Raw genomic sequence first — 21,735 nt, 5'->3', positions numbered from 1 at the left:
CTCCTTATGGAGGTCATTCGCCGGCCGGTCCGGCCTCGAGTTGGTCCATCTGTTCAGGCGAGAGCGCGACGAGCGTGCCCGCCGCGGGCTCCGGCGCCCCGGTGGCCCCGCCGTCGGCCGGGATCTCTTTGACGAGCGCCGCCAGCCGTTCCGGCGTCTTCTCGTCGAACACCTGCCACGGGGTCAGCTCCAGCCCCTCCCGGCGGGCCCGGGTGGACAGCTGCATCGAGGTGATCGAGTCGCCGCCGAGCTCGAAGAAGCTGTCGTCGGCGCCCACCTGCTCCAGGCCGAGCACCTCGGCGAACAGCTCGCACAGCTTGGCCTCCAAGGCCGTACGCGGGTCCCGCCCGGCCGACATCCCGGCGAAGTCGGGAGCCTGCAGCGCCCGGTGGTCGACCTTGCCGTTGGGCGTCAGCGGCATCGCGTCCAGCGGCACGAACGCCGCCGGCACCATGTGCTCCGGCAGGCGGGCGGCCGCCGCCTCGCGCAGCGCGGAGATCAGGGTGCTCGCCTCGGCGGTCGGGCCGGCCGCCGGGACGACATAGGCCACCAGCTGCTTCTCGCCCGGCCCGTCCTGGCGGGCCACGACGACCACCTGGGCGACCCCCGGGTGCTCGGCCAGCACGGCCTCGATCTCCCCCGGCTCGATCCGGTATCCGCGCACCTTGACCTGCGCGTCGACCCGGCCGGCGAAGACCAGCTCGCCGTCGCCGGTCCAGCGGGCCCGGTCGCCGGTGCGGTACATCCGGCCACCCGGCGAGAACGGGTCGGCCACGAACCGTTCCGCGGTCAGCCCCGGACGCCCGAGATATCCGCGGGCGAGCCCGACCCCGGTGACGTAGAGCTCGCCGGTCATGCCCGGCGGCACCGGCTGCAGGAAGGCGTCGAGCACGTAGGTCCGCATGTTGGCGATCGGGCCGCCGATGGGCACCGCGCCGCGTCCCGGGGACAGCGGGGAGCTCATCGTCGCGCACACGGTCGTCTCGGTGGGCCCGTAGCCGTTGATCATCCGGCGGCCCGGCGACCAGCGGTCCACCAGCGCGGGCGGGCAGGCCTCGCCGGCCACGATCAGGGTGAGGTCGTCCGGCAGGTCGTCCTCGACGGCCAGCACGCTCGGCGGCACGGTGACGTGGGTGATGTCCCACCGGCGTACCGCGTCGCCCAGCGACACCCGCGGCGGCATGTGCTCGGCGTCGGCCAGCACGATGCTCCCGCCCGAGAGCAGGGCCATGCACACCTCGGAGATGGCGGCGTCGAACCCGAGCGCGGCGAACTGCAGGACCCGCGAGGACGACGTCACGCCGAACCGCTCGATCTGCGCGCTCGCCAGGTTGCCGAGCCCGGCGTGGGTGACCAGCACGCCCTTGGGCACACCCGTCGACCCGGACGTGTAGATCACGTACGCCCCGTCCCGCGCCGCCACCCGCGGCAGCGACACCTGCGGGCCGGCCGCGGACGGCTCGTCCAGCGCCAGCACCGCGCCGGCGAAGTCGCCCGGCACGACCGAGCGGGTCCGCGCCGTGCACACCAGCACCTGCGGCGCCGCATCCGCCAGCATCAGCGCGATCCGGTCGCCGGGGTAGTCCGGGTCGACGGGCACGAACACCCCGCCGGCCAGCGACACCCCGAGCAGGGCCACCACCAGCTCCGCCGAGCGTTCCACGAGCACGGCCACCCGGGTCTCGCGCCGTACGCCGGAGGCCACCAGCCGCCGGGCGAGCCCCTCGGCCTCGCCCAGCAGCGCGCCGAACGACAGGCTGCGCGCCGCGTCGCGCACCGCCACCGCGTCCGGGGAGCGCTGCGCCTGCCGGCGGAACAGCATCGGCAGCGGCTGCGCGGTCAGCGGCGCATCGGTCTCGTTCCACTCCCGCACCACCTGCCGGCGCTCGGCCGCGCCGACCAGACCGATGCGCCCCACCGCAATCCCCGGTTCGGCCACCACCTGCCGCAGGGCCTCGATGATCGCGGCGAGCATCCCCTCGGCCTCGGCCCGGTCGAACGCGTCCGGACGGAAGATGAACTCGCCGTGGACGCCGCCGTCCTCGGAGGCGCGCATCGACACCGGGTAGTGCCCGCTGTCCTCCGGGATCTCCGCCGGGCGCATGACCACCGCGTCCGGGTCGTCGGACGGGCGCGGCGGGCGCGGGTAGTTCTCGAACACCACCAGCGTGTCGAACGCCGCCCCCGGACCGGCGACCTGTTTGATCTCGCTCAGCCCGAGGTGCTGGTGGGCCATCATCGCGACCTGCCGCCGCTGCAGGTCGGTCAGCATGTCCAGGAACGGTTCGGCGCCGTCGAGGCGCACCCGGACCGGCAGCGTGTTCATGAACAGCCCGACCACGGACCCGACGCCGGGGATCTCCGCGGGCCGCCCGGCCACGGCGGAACCGAAGACCACGTCGTCGCGGCCGGTCAGCCGGGCCAGCAGCAACGACCAGATCCCCTGGAAGAGGGTGTTCATCGTGACGCCGTGGCGGCGGGTGAACCGCACCAGGCGCCGGCTCAGCTCGTCGTCGAGCCCGAACCGTACCCGCTGCGGCGCGATCGGCGCGGTGATCGTGTCCGGCGGCACGACGTGGGTGGCCTCGTCGAGCCCGGCCAGTTCGCCGCGCCACGCCTGCCGGGCGGCCTCCTTGTCCTGGCGGGCCAGCCAGACCAGGTAGTCACGGTACGACGTCGGCGCCGGCAGGCCGCGACCCTCGTACGCCGCCATCACCTCGGTGGAGACGATCGGGAGTGACCACCCGTCGCACGAGATGTGGTGCGACGCGAAGGCCAGCCGGTGCCGGCGCTCGCCGAGACGCACCAGGTGCAGGCGCAGCAGCGGCGCCCGGGTCAGGTCGAACCGCTCGTCGCGCAACTGCGCCGCGAGCCGGTCGAACTCCGCCAGCGCCACGTCCTCGGGCAGATCCGACAGGTCGGTCTCCTGCCAGGGCAGCGTCACCTCGCGGGCGATCGCCTGCACGGCCGCGCCGGACTCGAGCTGATGGAAACTCGCCCGCAGGGCGGCGTGCCGGTCCAGCACGGCCTGCCAGGACGCGCGGAACCGGGCCACGTCCAGCGGGCCGTCGACGGCCAGGGTCCGCATGCTGGCGTAGACGTCCGGGCCGCGCTCGTCGACGGCATGGAACAGCAGGCCCTCCTGCAGCGGGGAGAGCGGCCAGATGTCGAGCAGGTCCGGCACGGCGGCCTCGATCTGCGCCACCTCCTGCCCGCTCAGCGCGGTCAGCGGGAAGTCGGACGGGGTGTGCCCGCCGGCGCGGACGTCGCCGGCGTGTACCGCCAGACCGGCCAGCACGTCTTGCCAAGCCCTGCCGAGCGACTCGGCCTCGGCCGCGCCGACAAGCCGCCCGGCCCAGGTGACGGTCAGCTCCAGCCGGGGCCCGTCGGCCGCGTCGAGCACGGCCGCGTCGATCTCCACGGCGTGCCGCAACGGCATGTCCGGCTCCGCCGTACCGCCGATCGTCCCCAGCTGCTGCCAGGGCTGCACGTCACCGCCGGGCCCCTCGGAGAAGCGGCCCAGGTAGTTGAACCCGATCTCGGCTGCCGGCTGTGCCGCCAGCACCCGCCCGGTCTCGGCGTTGAGGTGGCGCAGCATCCCGTAGCCGAGCCCGCCGTCGGGCACGGCACGCACGTTCTCCTTGACGGTCTTCAGCAGGCGGCCGGCCGCGCCGCCACCGGCGATCACCTCGGCCGTGTCGATCCCGGTCACGTCCAGCCGGAGCGGGTGCACGTCGGTGAACCAGCCGACCGTGCGCGACAGGTCCATCTCGCCGAGCGGCCGGCGGCCGTGACCTTCGACGTCCACCACGACGGCGGCGCCGCCGCGCCATCGGGCCACCGCGCCCGCCAGGGTGGCCAGCAGCACCTCGTGCACACCACAGTGGAAGGCCGAGGTGACCCTCTCCACCAGCACGCCGGCCCGGTCCTGCGGCACCGTCCACGTCCGGCGGCCGGCGGTCGAGATGGTGTCGCGTCCGGGGTCGAGCGCGCCGAACCGCGGCTGCGCCCCGCCCAGGATCCGCGTCCACGTGGCCAGCTCCGCGGTCCGGGTGGCCGCCTGATCGGTCAGCGTCCGCGCCCAGCGCCGGAACGAGACGTCCACCGGATCGAGCGCCGGCTCCCGGCCCGCGGCCACCGCCTCGCACGCCGCGCGCAGGTCCGGCAGCAGGATCCGCCACGACACCGCGTCGACCACCAGGTGGTGCGCCACCACCACGAGCCGTCCGACGCGGCCGGGGCCCGCGTCGACCCACACCGCCCGGACCATCACGCCGGCGCCCGGATCCAACCGCGTGGCCGCCTCGGCGGCGCTGCGCTCGGTGAGGTCGTCGACCTCGCCGGCGCCCGCCTCGACCCGGTCCACCAGCCCGGCCGCGTGCACCGCGCCCCGCGGCGCCACCACCAGCCGCGGCTCTTCCGTCCCGGCCGCGACGACGCGGCTGCGCAGCATGTCATGGGCGTCGAGCACGGCTCCCAGCCCGGCCGCCAGCACGTCGCGCGACAGGGTGTCGGGCGCGCCCACGGTCACCCACTGCGCCATGGCGCTGCGGTTCATCGTGCCGGGGTCACGGTCGAGCAGGCCCCGCATCACCGGCGTCCAGGCGACCTCGCCGACCCCGTCGTCGGGACCGGCCGGCCGCTGACCGCCGCGCACCGCGACCGCGGCGATGGCCGCCGGCGTCTTCTGCTCGAAGACGTCCTTCGCGCCGAAGACGACGCCCTCGCGACGTGCGCGGGCGGCCAGCTGCATCGACACGATCGAGTCGCCGCCCAGTTCGAAGAAGCTGTCGTCGGCCCCGACCCGGTCCAGCCCGAGGAGGTCGGCGAACAGGTCGCACAACACCCGCTCGACCTCGGTACGCGGCTCGCGGCCGGCCGGCTTCCCGCTGCGTTCGGGGGCGGGCAGGGCCGCTCGGTCGATCTTGCCGTTGATCGTCAGCGGGAAGCCGTCCAGCACCACCACCGCGGCCGGCACCATGAACTCCGGCAGCCGCTCGCCCAGGTGTTCGCGTACCGCGGCGGGGTCCGGTCCCGGCTGCCCGGCCGCGGTGACGTAGGCGATCAGCCGTTTCTCGCCCGGGCCGTCCTCGCGGGCCACCACGACCGCCTGCGCGACCTCGGGGATCGCGGTCAGCGCCGCCTCGATCTCCGCCGGCTCGACCCGGTAGCCGCGGATCTTCACCTGGGCGTCGGCGCGGCCGGCGAACAGCAGCTCGCCCTGTTCCGTCCAGCGCGCCAGGTCCCCGGTGCGGTACATCCGCTCACCGGCGGCGAACGGGTCGGCGACGAACCGCTCCGCGGTCGCGGCGGCGGCGCCCAGATAGCCGCGCGCCAGCCCGGCGCCGGCCAGATAGAGCTCGCCGGTCACGTTCGGGGCCACCGGTTGCAGGAACGCGTCGAGCACGTACGCTCGCCGCCCGGCCAGCGGCCGGCCGATCGGCAGGGTGTCGCCGGTGGCGACCCCCGGCTCGATCAGGTGCCAGGTGGCGCACAGGGTGGTCTCGGTGGGGCCGTAGAGGTGCCGGACCCGGATCTCGGGGCAGGTCTCGCGCAACCGTACGACGGAGGCGAGCGGCACCGCGTCGCCGCCGGTCAGAACCTCCCGCAGTCCGCGGAAGGCGTCCGGCGACTCCTCCGCCAGCACCCGGAACGACCCGGCCGTCAGATGGACGGTGGTCACCCCGCGGTCGATCGCCTCGCGCAGCCGCTGCGCGTCCACCGCGCCCGGGTCCGCGACCACCACGTGGGCCCCGCTCAGCAGCGGCACCCAGATCTCCAGCAACGACGCGTCGAACGCGTGCGGGGCGTGCATCAGCACGCCGTCGCCGGGGCCGACCGACCAGCCCGGGTCACCGGCCAGCGCCGCCACGCTGCCGTGCGGCACCGCGACGCCTTTCGGCACCCCGGTGGACCCGGAGGTGTACATCACGTACGCCAGGTCGTGCGCGCCCACCGTGATCGGCGGGGCCTCGGACGGCGCCGCGGCGATCGCCGGTGAGTCCATGACCACCGGCGCGAGGCCGTCCGGCACCGCGCCGCTGGTCGCCTGCACGCAGACCGCCACCGATACGCCGGCGTCGGTCAGCATCCGCTCGATCCGGTCCCGGGGGTAGTCCAGGTTCACCGGGACGTACGCCGCGCCCGCCTTGCCGATCGCGAGGAGGGCGACGAACAGATCGGTGCCGCGTTCCATCACCACGCCGACGCGGTCGCCACGCCGCACACCCCGGCCGGCCAGATGCCCCGCGAGCCGGTCGGATTCCCGGTCCAGGGCGGCGTAGGACAGGGTCCGCCCGCCGCCGCTGACCGCCACCGCGTCCGGTGAGCTGCGCGCACGCCGCCGGAACCCGGTCAGCACCGACGACCCGCCGGCCGCCACGCCGGTCGCGTTCCAGCGCTCCACCACGCGCTCGCGCACCGATTCGCCGGTCACACCCAGGCGGCCCACCGCGAGCGACGGCTCCGCCACGATGCGTTCGATGACCCGTACGACCTGCCCGGCCGCCTCGGCGGCGGTCTCCCGCTCGATGCGGTCGGGCCGGTAGGACACCCGGATCTGCAGGCGCTCGCCGGGGCTCGCGCTCATCGTCAGCGGATAGCTGGTGCCGGTCCGGGTGAGGACCGAGCCGATCCTGACACCACCCTCGCCGCCCAGGCCGGCGGCGTCCATCGGGTAGTTCTCGACCATCATGATGGTGTCGAACAGCGCGCCGGGACCCGCCGCCCGCTGGATGTCCGGCAGCCCCAGGTGCTGGTGCTCGGTCAGCGCGGACTGGCGTGCCTGCAGGTCGTGCAGCAGGTCCAGCACCGGCCGGCCGCCGTCGAGGCGCACCCGGACCGGGACGGTGTTGATGAACATCCCCACCATCCGGTCGACGTCCGGCACCTCGGCGGGGCGTCCGGACACCACCGTCCCGAACACCACGTCGGTCCGGCCCGCCAGCCGCGCCAGCACCAGCGCCCAGGCGCCCTGCAGGATCGTGCTCAGCGTCACCGCATGACCCCGTGCGAACTCGGTGAGACGGCGGGTGGCCTGCTCCGACAGTCCTTCGCAGTGCTCCCCCGGCATCACCATGGTCTTGTCCGCGTCGGCGTCCACCAGGGTCGGTTCGTCGCAGCCGGCGAGCTCGGAGCGCCACGCCGCGCGGGTCGCCGCGTCGTCCTGGCGGTTCAGCCACGCCAGGTAGTCCCGCGGCGAGGGCGCCGTCGCCGTGCTCGGCGCACCCGCGTACGCCGCCGACATCTCGCCCAGGATGATCGGCGTCGACCAGCCGTCCAGGACGATGTGGTGCGACGTCACCACGAGCCGGTGCCGGTCCGCGCCGAGCCGGACCAGCAACAGCCGCAGCAGCGGCGCCCGGGTGACGTCGAACCGCTGCGCCTGGTCCTCGGCGAGCAGTCGTCCGACCTCCGCGGCCGCGTCCGCCTCAGCCCGGTGTGACACGTCGGCCACCCGCCAGCCGATGTCCGCCTGGTCCACGACGACCTGCACCGTCTCGCCGGACTCCAGCTGATGGAAGCTGGTGCGCAGCGACTCGTGCCGGGCGACCAGCGTCCGCCAGGCCGCGCGCAGCCGGTCCGCGTCGAGCGGCCCGTCGAGGTCCAGGATGCGCTGGCTCTGGTAGACGTCGACGCCGTCCTCGTCCAGCGCCCGCTCGAAGAGCATGCCCCGCTGCAGCGGCGACAGCGGCCAGATGTCGGTCAGGCCCGGCGCCGCGGCCTCCAGCGCCGTCACGTCCCGCTGCGTCACCTCGACCAGGTCGAAGTCGGCCGGGGTGTGCCCGCCGGCCCGCGGGTCGCCGGCGTGGGTGGCCAGACCGGTCAGCAACTCCAGCCAGGCCTCGCCGAGCAGCTCCACCGTGACCGGGGCGAGATCCCGGCCGTCCAGGGTGAGCCGCAGCAGCGGGCCGTCCGGGGTGTCCCGCACGTCCGCGCCGGCCTCCAGCGGGTGTGCCAGGACCAGGTCCGGTCCGGCTTCCCCGGCGCCGAGCGATCCGCCGCGCACCTGCCACGGGACGGCCTCGGCGGCCACCCCGGACCGGCCGAGGTAGTTGAACCCGATCTGCGGGGCGGGCAACGCGGCGAGCCGCTCGGCGGTGTCCGGGTTGAGGTGGCGCAGCAGCCCGAACCCGAACCCGTCGCCGGGCGCCGCGCGGACCTGGTCCTTCACCGATTTCAGCAGCTCACCCGCGGCCGCGTCGCCGGCCGCCGCGGCCGCCAGGTCGACGCCGGAGACGTCCAGGCGGACCGGGTGCACGCTGGTGAACCACCCCACCGTACGCAACAGGTCCTCGCCGTCGGCGGCGTGCCGGCCGTGGCCCTCCACGTCCACCAGCACCCCGGCGTCGTCGCCGCGCCAGCGGGCCACCGCCGCGGCCAGGCCGGCGAGCAGCACCTCCTGGATCCCGCAGTGGAACGCGCCCGGCATCCGGCTGACCAGGTGGCCCGCCACGGCGCCGGACAGGGTCGCCGACCACGAGTGCGCCTGCCCGTGGTGCTCCGCCAGCGGTGGTTCCGCCGCGTCCAGCACGGTGACCCAGTGGTCGAGCTCGGCCAGGGTGCTCGGGCTGGACGCCTGCTCGGTCAGCCGCCGCGCCCACTGCCGGTACGACGTCGCCGCGGGTTCCAGAGCCGGGGTCGCGCCGGCGAGCACCTCCTGGTACGCCGCTTGCAGGTCCGGCAGCAGGATGCTCCACGACACCGCGTCGACCACCAGGTGATGCGCCACGAGCGCCAGCCGGCCCGGCTCGGCGTCGCCGGCGTCGAGCCACACCGCCCGCAGCATGATCCCGGCCGACGGATCCAGCGTGCCCGCCGCCGTCGCCGCCTCGCGCTCGGCGCGGGCGTCGATGCCGTCACTGTCGACCGCCACCCGCGTCAGCAGGTCCGCCGCGGCCACCGCGCCGCGCTCGGGCACGATCAGCCGCCGGTCCGGCTCCACCCGCGCGCGCAGCACGTCATGGGTGTCCAGCACCGCCCGCAGGGCGCCGGTGAGCGCGTCCGGGTCGAGGCCGGCCGGCGCGACGACGACTCGGGCCTGCGCGAAGCCGGGGCGCACCGCGTCGTCGCCGAGGGCGCGCATCACCGGCGTCCACGGGATCTCGCCGAGGCCGGCATCCGCCGCGGACCGGTCCGGTCGTGCCGATCCGGCCGCCGGCGCCAGCGCGGCCAGCCGTTCCGGGGTCCGGTGCTCGAACACCTGCCGCGGGGTCAGGGCGATGCCCTCGCGCCGGGCGCGGGCGGCCACCTGCATCGACGAGATCGAGTCGCCGCCCAGCGCGAAGAAGCTGTCCTCGACGCCGACCCGGTCCAGGCCCAGGACGCCGGCGAACACGTCGCAGAGGATCCGCTCGGCCGCGGTGGCCGGGGCCCGGCCGGTCGACTTGGCGGCGAAGTCCGGCTCGGGCAGGGCCGGCCGGTCCACCTTGCCGTTGACCGTCAGCGGCAGGTCCGCCAGCACCAGCACCGCGGCCGGGACCATGAACTCGGGCAGGGTCGCGGCGAGCCGGGCGCGCAGGCGTTCCGGGTCGAGGTCCCGGCCGGCCTCGGCCACCACATAACCGATCAGGTGCTCGCCGCGGACGCACACCACGGCCTGGGCGACACCCGGCAGGCCGCCCAGGACCGCTTCGACCTCGCCGGGCTCCACCCGGTAGCCACGGATCTTGACCTGGTCGTCGGCCCGTCCGGCGAACGCCAGCGTGCCCTGCTCGGTCCAGTACGCCAGGTCGCCGGTGCGGTACATCCGGCCACCGGGAGCGAAGGGGTCGGCGACGAACCGCTCGGCGGTCAGCGCCGGGCGGCCCAGGTAGCCCTGCGCCACACCGGCCCCGGCGACGTACAGCTCGCCGGTCGTCCCGGGCGGCAGGGGCCGCAGGAACGCGTCGAGGACGTAGACGCGCCGGCCCGCGAGCGGGCGACCGATCGGCAGCACCGGGCCGGTCTCGTCGCCCGGTTCGAGCAGCCACCAGGTGGCGCACAGGGTGGTCTCGGTCGGGCCGTACAGGTGCCGCACCCGGACGTCCGGACACGCCCGCCGCACCCGTTCGACCGCCGCCAGCGGCACCGCGTCACCGCCGGTCAGCACCTCGCGCAGCCCGGCGACCGACTCCGGCGACTCCTCGGCCAGCACCCGGAAGGCGCCCGCGGTCAGGTGCGCGGCCGTCACCCCGGCGGCCACCTGAGCGGCCAGCGCCGCGCCGTCCACCGCGCCCGGTCCGGCGATCATCACCCGGGCGCCGGACAGCAGCGGCACCCAGATCTCGAACAGCGAGATGTCGAACGCGTGCGAGGCGTGCATCAGCACGGTGTCGCCGGGACCGGTCCGCCATCCCGGGTCGCCGACCAGCGCCGCGACGTCGCCGTGCGACACCGCGACGCCCTTGGGCGTCCCGGTCGAGCCCGAGGTGTACATCACGTAGGCGAGGTCGTCGGGTCCGGTGGGGACCGGCGGGCACGGCGCCACCGCCGGCCACGTCCCCGGATCGTCCACCACGATCGCCTCGAGCCCGCCGTCCAGCACGGCGGCCCGGAACGCGGCCGTGCACACCGCCGCCACCGGCTCCGCGTCGGTCAGCAGGAACTTCACCCGCTCCGCGGGATAGGCCGGATCCACCGGTACGAACGCCGCCCCGGCCCGCCACACCGCGAGCAACGTCGCGATCAGCTCGCCGGACCGCTCCATCACCACGGCCACCCGGTCCCCGCGCCGGACCCCGCGCGCGCTGAGGTGACCGGCGAGCCGGTCCGCGCGCTCGGCCAGCTCCCCGAACGACATCACCCGGTCCCCATCGGCGACCGCCACCTCGTCGGGGCGCTGCGCGACCTGGCGTGCGAACAGGTCCAGCGCCAGCCGGTCCGGCCGCGCACCGACGGCCGCGCCCCATCGCGCCACCCGGTCGCGCTCCGCCGCGCTGGTCACGTCGATCGCGGCCACCGTGAGCTCGCCCGCGTCCGTCAGCCGGCGCAGGACCCGGGTGAACCGTTCCAGGATGGACGCCGCGGTGGCCGCGTCGAACAGCTCCGTCAGGTAGTCGAGCTTGAACAGCATCGACTCGCCGGGGACCGCGACCAGCGTCAGTGGATAGTGCGCGGCTTCGCGGCCCTGGTGCACCCGGATGCCGAACGCGTCGGCCGAGCGCGAATCGTCGAGCTCGCGGGGGAAGTTCTCGAAGACCAGCAGGGTGTCGAAGACCGCGCCGGGCCCGGCCGCCTTCTGGATGTCCGCCAGTCCGACGAACTGTTCGGGGATGAGAGCGGACTGCCGCTTCTGCAGCTCCGCCAGCATCTCGACGACCGGCGCCGAACCCCGCAGCCGTACCCGCACCGGCACGGTGTTGAGGAACAGGCCGACCATTGCCTCCACGCCGGGCAGGTGCGCCGGACGCGCCGACACCGTCGCCCCGAACACCACGTCCGTCCGGCCGGTCAGCCGCGCCAGCACCAGCGCCCAGGCGCCCTGGATCACCGTGTTCAGCGTCAGCCCCCGGCCACGGGCCAGCTCCGCCAGCGAGCGGGTGAGCTCCGGCGACAGCTGCACCTCGACGCTCTCCGGCATGCCCGGCGCCCGTCCCGGATCGGCGGGGGCCACCAACGTCGGCTCCTGCGCGCCACGCAGCTCCGCGGCCCACGCCGCCAGCGCGCTCGGCTTGTCCTGCCGGCTCAGCCAGGCGAGGTACTCCCGGTAGGGCGTCACCGCCGGCAGCTGTGCCGGGCCGTCGCCGGCCGCGTACAACGCGGTCAGCTCGTCGAAGACGATCGGCAACGACCAGCCGTCCATGACCGCGTGATGGCAGGTCACCACCAGGCGGTGCCGGTCGTCGGCGAGCCGGATCAGGGTCAGCCGCAGCAGCGGCGGCTTCGCGACGTCGAAGGGCCTCAGCCGGTCCTCGTCGGCCAGTTCCCGCACGGCGTGCTCGGGATCGTCGAGGTGGGCCAGGTCGACCACCCGCCACGGCAGCTCCACCCGGCCGGCGACGACCTGCACGGTCTCGCCGGTCCGGCGCTGCCGGAAGCAGGCCCGCAGCGCGGCGTGCCGGGCCAGCAGCGCCTCCCACGCCGCGCGCAGCCGGGCCGCGTCCACCGGGCCGTCGAGATCGAGGATCCAGTGGCCCACGTAGACGTCCGGCCCCTCGTCGTCGTAGACGGTGTGGAAGAGCAGTCCCTCCTGCAGCGGCGACAGCGGCCAGATGTCCTCGATGCGCGCCTGGGTCACGGATATCTCCTCTTTTTCAGAGAAAGGCTTGAGAGAGAGGGGCTCAACGGTCGCCGAACTCGGACTCGAGTTCTTCGACCTCCTGCTGGTCCAGGTCGACGAGGCCGAACCGCCGCACCGGCGTCCACGTCGCCTCGCCGTCGCCACCGGCCGCCGGCTCGTTCCCGGAATCGACGATCGCCGCGATCCCGGCCGGCGTCCGGTGCTGGAACACCTCTCGCGCGCCGAAGGCCATCCCGTCGCGGCGGGCGCGTGCGGCGAGCTGCATCGAGGTGATCGAATCTCCGCCGAGTTCGAAGAAGCTGTCGTCGACCCCGACCCGTTCCAGACCCAGCACCTCGGCGAAGAGACCGCACAGCGCCCGCTCGACCCCGGTACGCGGCTCCCGGCCGGAGACGCGTCGGCTGAAGTCCGGATCCGGCAGAGCCTCCCGGTCCAGCTTCCCGTTCGGAGTCACCGGCAGGGCGTCCAGGACCATCACCGCCGCCGGGACCATGTACTCCGGCAACACCCGGGCGACCCGCTCGCGCAGCCGTACCGGATCCACCTCGCCGCCGGGCACCACGTAGCCGATCAAACGGCCGTCGCGGGCCAGCACCACCGCCTGGTCGACGCCCGGCTGCTCGGCCAGCACCGTCTCGATCTCGCCCGGTTCCACCCGATAGCCACGGATCTTGACCTGGTTGTCGGCGCGCCCGGCGAACACCAGCTCGCCGTCACCGGTCCAGTACGCCACGTCCCCGGTCCGGTACATCCGCTCGCCCGCGGCGAACGGGTCGGCGACGAACCGCTCGGCGGTCAGCGCCGGACGCCCGAGGTAGCCCTGGGCCACGCCGGCGCCCGCGATGTAGAGATCACCCGCGACGCCCGGCGGCAGCGGACGCAGGAAGACGTCCAGCACGTACAGCCGACGGCCCGGCAGCGGCCGGCCGATCGGCAGCGTCGAGCCCAGCCGGTCACCCGGCTCGATCTTCTTCCACGTCGCGCACAGCGTGGTCTCCGTCGGGCCGTACGTGTGCCAGACCCGTAGCCCGGGGCACGCCTGCCGGACCCGCTCCACCGCGCCGAGCGGCACCACGTCTCCACCCGCGAGCACGTCGCGCAGTCCGGCGAAGGATTCCGGCGACTCCTGTGCCAGCGCCCGGAACTGACCGGCGGTGAAGTTCACCGCGGTGAGACCATCCGCCACGTGTGCGGCGAGCCGCTGCGCGTCGACCACGCCCGGCTCGGCGAGCATCACCCGCGCGCCGGAGACCAGCGGCACCCACACGTCGTAGAGCGACGCGTCGAAGGTGTGCGGAGCGTGCATCAGCACCGCGTCGCCGGCCCCCACCTCCCAGACCGGATCACCGGCCAATGCCGCCACACCCCCGTGCGCGACGGCCACGCCCTTGGGCTTGCCGGTGGATCCGGACGTGTACATGACGTACGCCAGATCGTCGGCTCCGATCGCGACCGGCGCGGCCACGCCCTCGCCGACCCGGTCCATGTCGATCAGCTCGTGACCCGCCGGCACCGCACCCGCGGTCGACTCCCGGCACAGCACCGCCGCGACCGCGGAGTCGGCCAGCATGAACTCCACCCGGTCCGCCGGGTAGCCCGGATCGACCGGCACGAACGCGGCTCCCGCCTTCCACACCCCGAGCCATGCCGCCAGCACCTCGGCCGACCGCTCCAGCATCACCCCGACCCGGTCGCCGCGCCGGACACCCCGATCCGTCAGGGCCCGCGCCAGCCGGCCGGACCATTCGTCGAGCTCCTTGAACGACCAGGCCCGGTCCCCGGCCGTCACGGCCGTCGCGTCGGGTGCCCGCCGCACCTGCCGGCGGAAGAGATCGACCGGGGACGGCGCGTCCACCGCGTCGCCGGTCTCGTTCCACCGCTCGACGGTCAGCTGCCGGCCGGCCGCACTCACCACGTCGAGGCGGCCCACCGCCGCTCCCGGCTCGGCGATGATCTGTTCCAGGACGCGGGCCAGCCCGTACAGGGCTTCCTCGGCGATCCGGGCATCGAGCGTCTCCGGGGGATACTGCACGTCGGTCTCGAGGCTCTCGCCCGGCATCACTCCCAGCGTGATCGCATACGGCGACGCCTGGTGGAACTCTCGCAGGGTCAGGCGCAGGCCGCGCGGAGAATCCGGCGCCGCGGCCGGATCGACATAGTTTTCGAAGACGACGATCGTGTCGAAACTCGCCCCGCCGAGCTTCTGGATCTCCGGCAATCCGAGATGCTGATGCGAGATCAGCGCGGACTGCCGTTTCTGCAGCTCCGTCAACATCTCCAGGACCGGCTGCCCGGCGTCCAGCCGGACTCGCACCGGCACGGTGTTGATGAACAGGCCCACAAGCTGTTCCACGCCGGGCAGCTCCGCGGGGCGTCCCGACACCGTCGCGCCGAACACCACGTCCGTGCGGCGCGCCAATCGGGCCAGCACCACCGCCCAGGCGCCCTGCACCAGCGTGTTGAGCGTCAACCCGTGGCGGCGGGCGAAGTCCACGAGAGCGGACGTGAACTCCGGTGAATGGCGGAGCACCTCGCGTGCCGGCAGCTCCGGAGCCTTCCCTGGCCGCTCCGCGATTCCGAGCGCGGATCCGTCGGCGCCGGACAGCTCCGCGCGCCATGCCGATCGGGCGGCCTCCCGGTCCTGCCGACCCAACCATGACAGATAGTGACGGTACGAGCCGGCGGGCGGCAGCCCCGAGACGGTGCCACCGGACGCGTAGACATGGAGCAGCTCCGATTCCAGGATGGCCCGCGACCACCCGTCCATGAGCAGGTGATGGCTCGTGGTCACCAGACAGTGCCGCTGCGGGCCGAGGCGGATCAGCATCAACCGCAGCAGGGGAGGCTTCGTGAGGTCGAACCTTTCGGCGCGCTCCTTCGCCGCGATCTCGCCCACCTCGGCCAGCGCCGCCTTCTCGGGCAGGCCGGACAGGTCACGTTCGGCCCAGGGAAGCCGGACCTCACGGGGGATCAGCTGGACGGTCTCACCGGACTTCCGGCGGTGGAAACTCGCTCGCAGCGCCGCGTGCCGGTGGAGAAGGACCTCCCAGGACCTCCGGAATCGCTCGGTGTCCAGAGGGCCGTCGATGATCTGCGATTGCTGGATGACGTAGATGTCGGGGGCCGCGTCGTCGAACGAGGCATGGTAGAGCATCCCCTCCTGCATCGGTGACAGCGGCCAGACCTCCGCGAGCGCCGATCCTGGGGACGTAGTCGGAGTTGTCACGATTCCTGACCTCCACCGAATTCGGCCGCTATTGCTTCGAAGTTCTCGATCTCGTCCTGGTCCAGGTCGAGGAGGTCGAAATCGGACGCGGTGTGTCCCCCCGCCGACGGATCATCTGCCTGGCCGGCCAGTCCGGACAACATGTCCGACCAACCGCGGCCCAGCCGCTCGACCTCGTCCTCCCGCAGCACACCGTCCGGCCAGCTCAGCACCAACCTCAGCAGCGGGCCCCGGGGGCCGTCCTCGACCACCGCGTCGGCGTCGAGGACATGCGGCAACCCGACGCCCGGGCCCAGCGCGCCGCCCACATCCCCGACCGGCTGCCACTCCCGCACACCGGCCACATGCCGTCCCATGAAGTTGAATCCGATCTGCGGCGATGGCAACGCCGCCAGTACCGGGCCCGTCTCGTCGTTGAGAAAACGCAGCAACCCGTAACCGAGCCCGTCGCCGGGCACCGCCCGCGACTGCTCCTTGACCCTTTTCAACAGCTCCCCGGCCGCCGGTCCACCGGCCAGCACGCCCGCCCAGTCGATGCCGGCGACATCCAGCCGCACCGGGTGGACGCTGGTGAACCAACCCACCGTCCGGGACAGGTCCAGTCCGCCCACCGGGTGACGGCCGTGACCCTCGACATCGACCAGGACCACATCCCCGCCGTGCCACCGTGCCACCGCGCCCGCCAGTCCGGCCAGCACGACCTCATGGACCCCGCAGAAGAACACCACCGGCGCGCGTCCCACCAGCACCTGAGCCCGTGACCCCGACACCACCCACGAGCGGGAACGCACGGCCCCGGCGGACGGGCCGGGCTCACCGATCCGCCGGTCCCCGGAACCCACCACCGCCCGCCATCGCGCCAACTCCCCCACCCGCTCCGGCGAAACCGCCCACTGCCCCAACAGGTCCGCCCACCGCCGGAACGACACTCCCACCGGTTCCAGGGCCGGCTGCCGCCCGGCGGCCACCGCCTCACACGCCGCCTGCAGGTCCGGTACCAGAACACGCCACGACACTCCGTCGACGGCCAGGTGATGCGCGGCCAGCACCAAGCGGCCGGAGCGATCCGGGCCGGCGTCCACCCACGCCGCCCGCACCACCACACCGGCAGCGGGGTCCAGCCGTGCGGCCACCGCCACCGCACAGCGACGCGCCACCTCGTCGATCTCGCCGGTGTCGGCCTCGACCCGCTCCACCGCACCGGCCACATCGACCGACCCACGGGCGCGCACCACCAACCGCCCCGAGTCCACCCGCACCCGCAGCATGTCGTGCGCGTCCACCACCGCCGTCAACGCCGCCACCAACGCGCGCTCCCCGAGCCCTGCGGGCACGGCGACCACGACCCACTGCGCGAATCCCGCGGCCACCACCGCATCGCCCAGCAACCGCATGACCGGCGTCCGCGCCACCTCGCCCACACCGTCGCCGATCATGTGGCCGCGTTCCGGCCGCGGCGCCTGCGCCGCCACCTGCGCGAGCCGCTCCGGGGTCCGCTCCTCGAACACGTCGTGCGCGGCGAACGTCAGACCCGCACGCCGGGCCCGTGCCACCAACTGCATCGAGGTGATGGAGTCGCCGCCCACCTCGAAGAAGCTGTCGGTGACGCCGACCCGGTCCAGACCGAGCACCTCGGCGAAGAGATCGCACAACGCCCGCTCGACCTCGGTGCGCGGCTCCCGGACATCTGCCCCGGCCGCGAAGTCGGGATCAGGCAGCGCGCCCCGGTCGATCTTCCCGTTCGGGGTGGTGGGCAACGCCTCCAGCGGCACCACCACCGCGGGCACCATGTACGGCGGCAACCGCGATGCGAGGTCTTCGCGCACCGCCTGCGGATCGACGCCAGCCGGCGACACATAGGCCAGTAGGCGGTCACCGCGCACGATCACCGCGGCTTGGGCAACCCCGGGGTGACCGGACAGGGCCGACTCGACCTCACCGGGCTCGATCCGGAATCCACGAACCTTCACCTGGTCGTCGGCACGCCCGGCGAACACCAGCTCACCCTCGCCGGTCCGGTACGCCAGATCTCCGGTCCGGTACATCCGCTCACCCGGGACGAACGGGTCGGCGACGAACCGCTCGGCCGTCAACGCGGCCCGTCCCAGATACCCGCGAGCCAGCCCGATCCCGGCCACGTACAGCTCACCGGTGAGGCCCGGCGGCAGCGGCCGCAGGAACGCGTCCAGCACATAGCAGCGTCCCCCGGCGATCGGCGTCCCGATCGGGACCACGGGCCGGCTCGCCACCAGCGGCATGCTCATCGCCGCGCACACCGTGGCCTCGGTGGGCCCGTACGCATTGACCAGCCGCAGACCCGCCGACCAGCGGTCCGCCAGGCTTGGCGGACATGCCTCCCCGGCCACCACCACGGTCTCCAGCCGGGCCGGCAACGCCTCCGCCGTGGCCAGCACCGACGGCGGAACGGTCACGTGCGTGACATCCCACCGCTGCAGCGCCTCGGCCAGCGACACGCGCGGCGGCAGCTGGTGTTCCGGCGCCATCACCAGCCGCGCCCCGGACAGCAACGCCATCAACACTTCCGACACCATCGCGTCGAAGCCCAGCGCCGCGAACTGCAGGACCCGGGACGACGGCGACACACCGAACCGGTCGATCTGCGCCAGCGCCAGGTTCCCCAGTCCCGCGTGCGGGACGACGACCCCCTTCGGCCTGCCCGTCGACCCCGACGTATAGATCACATATGCCGCGTCACCCGGACGTACCCGCGGCAATCGAGCCGCCGATCCCCCGGTCAGATCCATCTCGTCGACCACCAGCAGCCGATCCGCGAACGCCGCGGGCACCGCCTCGCGGGTCTTCCCCGCACACACCACGAGCGCGGGATCGGCGTCGGCCAGGATCAGCCGGATGCGTTCGGCCGGGTACGCCGGATCCACCGGGACGAAGGCGCCACCCGCCAGCGAGACGCCCAGCATCCCGACCACCCACCACGCCGACCGCCCCACCAGCACACCCACCCGGCACTCGGGTCCCACTCCACGTGCCGTCAGCAGGTCCGCCAAGCCCACCGCCTGGTCCCACAACTGCCCGAAGGACAGTTCGCCGTCGCCGTCCACCACGGCCACCTCGTGCGACCGCTGCTCCACCACCCGCCCCACCAGCACGGGCAGCGACTCCGCCGCCACCAGTGCCGGGGCTAAGCCGTGCACCGGGCCGCGGCCCACACCGGTCCGGCCCACCAACCCGGACGGGTCGGCGGCCACCGCGCGGAGAGCTGCGACGAACCCGTCCAGGACCGACGCGGCGAGGGTCTCCTCGATCTGCCCGTGCCGGTAGGCGAGCTGGATCCTGAGACGCTCTCCCGGGATGATGCCGAGGGTGAGCGGATAGTGCGTCCCCTCGATCGTGCCCAGGTAGGTGAACTGGCCGGCGAAATCCCGCGGGTAGTTCTCGAACACCAGCAGCGTGTCGAACGTCGCGCCCGGCCCGGCCGTCCTCTGGATCTCCGGCAGCCCCAGATGCTGGTGCGGCATCAGGGCCGCCTGCCGCCGCTGCAGGCCGGTGAGCAGGTCGAGGAGCGATTGCCCACCGTCCAGCGTCACCCGGACCGGCACCGTGTTCATCATCAGGCCCGGTATCGACTCCACGCCCGGGAGCTCCGCGGGACGGACGGCCACCGTGGTGCCGAATACCACATCGGTACGCCGGACAAGTCGCGACAGCACCATCGCCCACGCGCCCTGCACCACCGTGTTCAGCGTCAGCCCGTGGTCACGGACCGACGCCGTCAGCCTCGTGCAGACATCCGCCGGCAGGAACGCGACACGGTATTCGTACCCGGTCCCGGCGGCCGCCCTGGCGATCGGCACGGGCTCGTCGAGGCCGGACAGCTCGGCCCGCCAGGCCGCGCGCGCCGCCTCCCTGTCCTGCCGGTCCAGCCAGGCCAGGTAGTTCCGATAGGACACCGGACCCGTCCGGTCGGGCAGCCGCCCACCGGCCGCATAGGCCTCGGCCACCTCGTTGAGGATGACCGCCACCGACCAACCGTCGGTCAGGATGTGGTGATGGACGACCAGCAGCCGGTGCCGGTCCTCGCCGTACCGGACCAGCACCAACCGGAACAACGGCGCGCGGGCAAGGTCGAAGCGCTGTTCCTGCTCCCGCCCGGCCAGCTCCTGCAGGGCCGCGTCGACATCGCCCGCATCGGTCAGATCCACCTCCCGCCACGGCAGGACGACGTGCCCGGCGGCGGCCTGCACCGTCTTCCCGGACGCCAGCCGGACGAAGCTCACTCGAAGCTCGGCGTGCCGCGCGAAGACCGCTTCCCACGCGACCCGTAGCCGGCGCACGTCCAGCGGCGCGTTCAGCTGGAGAATCCACTGCGCCTGGTAGATGTCGAGGCCCTCGGTGTCGATGGTCGACTGGAAGAGCAACCCCTCCTGCAGCGGTGCCAGCGGCCAGACCTCCACCGCGCCCGGGACGGCGGCCGCCAGCTCGACCTCCTCCTCCGCGGTCAGCGCGATGAGGGGGCGGTCGACGGGTGGCCCGGCCGGTACAGCGCCCGCCACGGCCGCCAGCCGTGCGACAGTCCTCTCCTTGAAGATCTGGGCGGGCGTCACGAGCAGGCCCGCCCGGGACGCACGCGCCGCCAGCCGGATCGCCGCGATGGAGTCTCCGCCCAGCTCGAAGAAGCTCTCGTCGACTCCGACCCGGTTCAGGCCGAGCACCTCGGACAGCAGCCCGCACAGCACGCGCTCCGCCTCGGTGCCGGGTTCGCGCCCCGGAGCGTCCGCCGCGAAGACCGGAGCCGGCAGAGCCGCCCGGTCCACCTTGCCGTTGCCGGTCAGCGGCAGCGCGTCCAGTGTGATCACCGCGGCCGGGACCATGTACTCCGGCAGCACCGCACCGACACGCTCGCGCAGGACAGCCGGTTCCGCGTCCCCCTCCGCCACCACATAGCCGACCAGGCGCCCGTCGACCGCTCGGACCACGGCCTCGTGGACGCCCGGCTGCGCGGTCAACGCGGCCTCGACCTCGGCCGGCTCGATCCGGAAGCCGCGAACCTTCACCTGGTCGTCGGCCCGGCCCGCGAACAGCAACGCACCGTCGGCGGTCCACTGCGCGAGGTCGCCGGTGCGGTACATCCTCGCCCCGGGCGCGGACGGGTCGGCCACGAATCGCTCCGCTGTCAGCCCTGCCCGGCGCAGGTAGCCGTCAGCCAGACCGGCGCCGGACAGGTACAGGTCACCGATCACGCCCGGCGCCACGGCCCGCAGCGACGCGTCGAGCACCTGAGCGCGCCGGCCCGGGAGCGGACGGCCGATCGGCAACACCGGGCCGATCTCGTCCCCCGGCTCCAGAAGATGCCATGTGGCGCACAGCGTCGTCTCCGTCGGGCCGTACAGGTGCCGGATCCGCACCCGGGGACAGGCCGAGCGGACCCGCGCCACGGCGTGTGCCGGCACCACGTCACCGCCGGTCAGCACCTCGCGCAGCCCGGCGAAGGACTCCGGCGACTCCTCCGCCACCGCGCGGAAGCTGCCGGCGGTCAGATGCGCCCTGGTCACCCCGGAGCTGATCGCCTCCCGCAGGCGCCGGGCGTCCACCGGCCCCGGCTCGGCGATCACCACCCGGCCCCCGGAAACCAGCGGCACCCAGATCTCGAACAGCGACGCGTCGAAGGCGTACGGCGCGTGCATCAGGACCGCGTCGCCCGGCTCCACCGCCCAGCCGGGATTCCCGGCCAGCTCCGCGACGCTGCGATGCGGAACCGCCACGCCCTTCGGGATGCCGGTCGAGCCGGAGGTGTACATCACGTACGCCAGATCTCCCGGTCGCGCCCCGGCCGCCGAGGCCTCGAACGCCTCCTCATCCGTGACGACGATCGCCTCGATCCCCTCCGGTACGCCGTCACGCGTCGCGGCCGAGCACACCATGCGGGAGGCTCCCGAGTCCGCCACCATGAACGCCACACGCGGCGCGGGATAGCCGGCATCGACCGGCACATACGCCGCCCCGGCCTTCCAGATCGCGAGCAGCGTCACCACCAGGTCCGCCGAACGGTCCAGCAGGACCGCCACGCGGTCCCCGCGGCGGACGCCCCGGCCGATCAGACGTCCGGACAACCGGCCCGCGAGCTCATCGAGTTCCCGGTACGTCAGAACCCGGTCCCGGTCCACCACGGCCACCGCATCGGGGGCCCGGGTCACCTGCCGGGCGAGCAGCTCCGGCACCGTCGATGTGGCCTGCGCTGCGGAATTCATCGTCCCCCTTCAAGAGCCACCCGGCGCACCGGCCGGCGGTCCGGACCCGGAGCGGTCCCGTC

The 21,735-nt window shown here is 73.9% G+C and carries 3 protein-coding genes; all 3 read right to left on the bottom strand.

Annotated elements, in window-relative coordinates:
- Positions 1 to 13: 13 nt before the first annotated feature.
- Positions 14 to 12,217, bottom strand: coding sequence for a non-ribosomal peptide synthetase (locus tag ACTEI_RS15570; protein ID WP_122978328.1), 12,204 nt, complete (start codon positions 12,215 to 12,217; stop codon positions 14 to 16).
- Positions 12,218 to 12,260: 43 nt separating this feature from the next.
- On the bottom strand, positions 12,261 to 15,374 hold the full coding sequence (locus ACTEI_RS15565; protein ID WP_164465969.1) for a non-ribosomal peptide synthetase: 3,114 nt from the start codon (positions 15,372 to 15,374) through the stop codon (positions 12,261 to 12,263).
- 68 nt (positions 15,375 to 15,442) lie between these two features.
- Positions 15,443 to 21,673, bottom strand: a complete 6,231-nt coding sequence (locus ACTEI_RS15560) for a non-ribosomal peptide synthetase (RefSeq protein WP_122978326.1) — start codon at positions 21,671 to 21,673, stop codon at positions 15,443 to 15,445.
- Positions 21,674 to 21,735: the final 62 nt, after the last annotated feature.

The organism is Actinoplanes teichomyceticus ATCC 31121, assembly GCF_003711105.1.
Taxonomy (GTDB): Bacteria; Actinomycetota; Actinomycetes; order Mycobacteriales; family Micromonosporaceae; genus Actinoplanes; species Actinoplanes teichomyceticus.
Note: the sequence above shows the minus strand (reverse complement) of the source record. Positions and strands in the feature narration are given on the sequence as shown.

Coding starts and splice junctions, on each gene's coding strand:
- ACTEI_RS15565 (WP_164465969.1), bottom strand. CDS start 15,374: ATGCTCTACCATGCCTCGTTCGACGACGCGGCCCCCGACATCTACGTC.
- ACTEI_RS15560 (WP_122978326.1), bottom strand. CDS start 21,673: ATGAATTCCGCAGCGCAGGCCACATCGACGGTGCCGGAGCTGCTCGCC.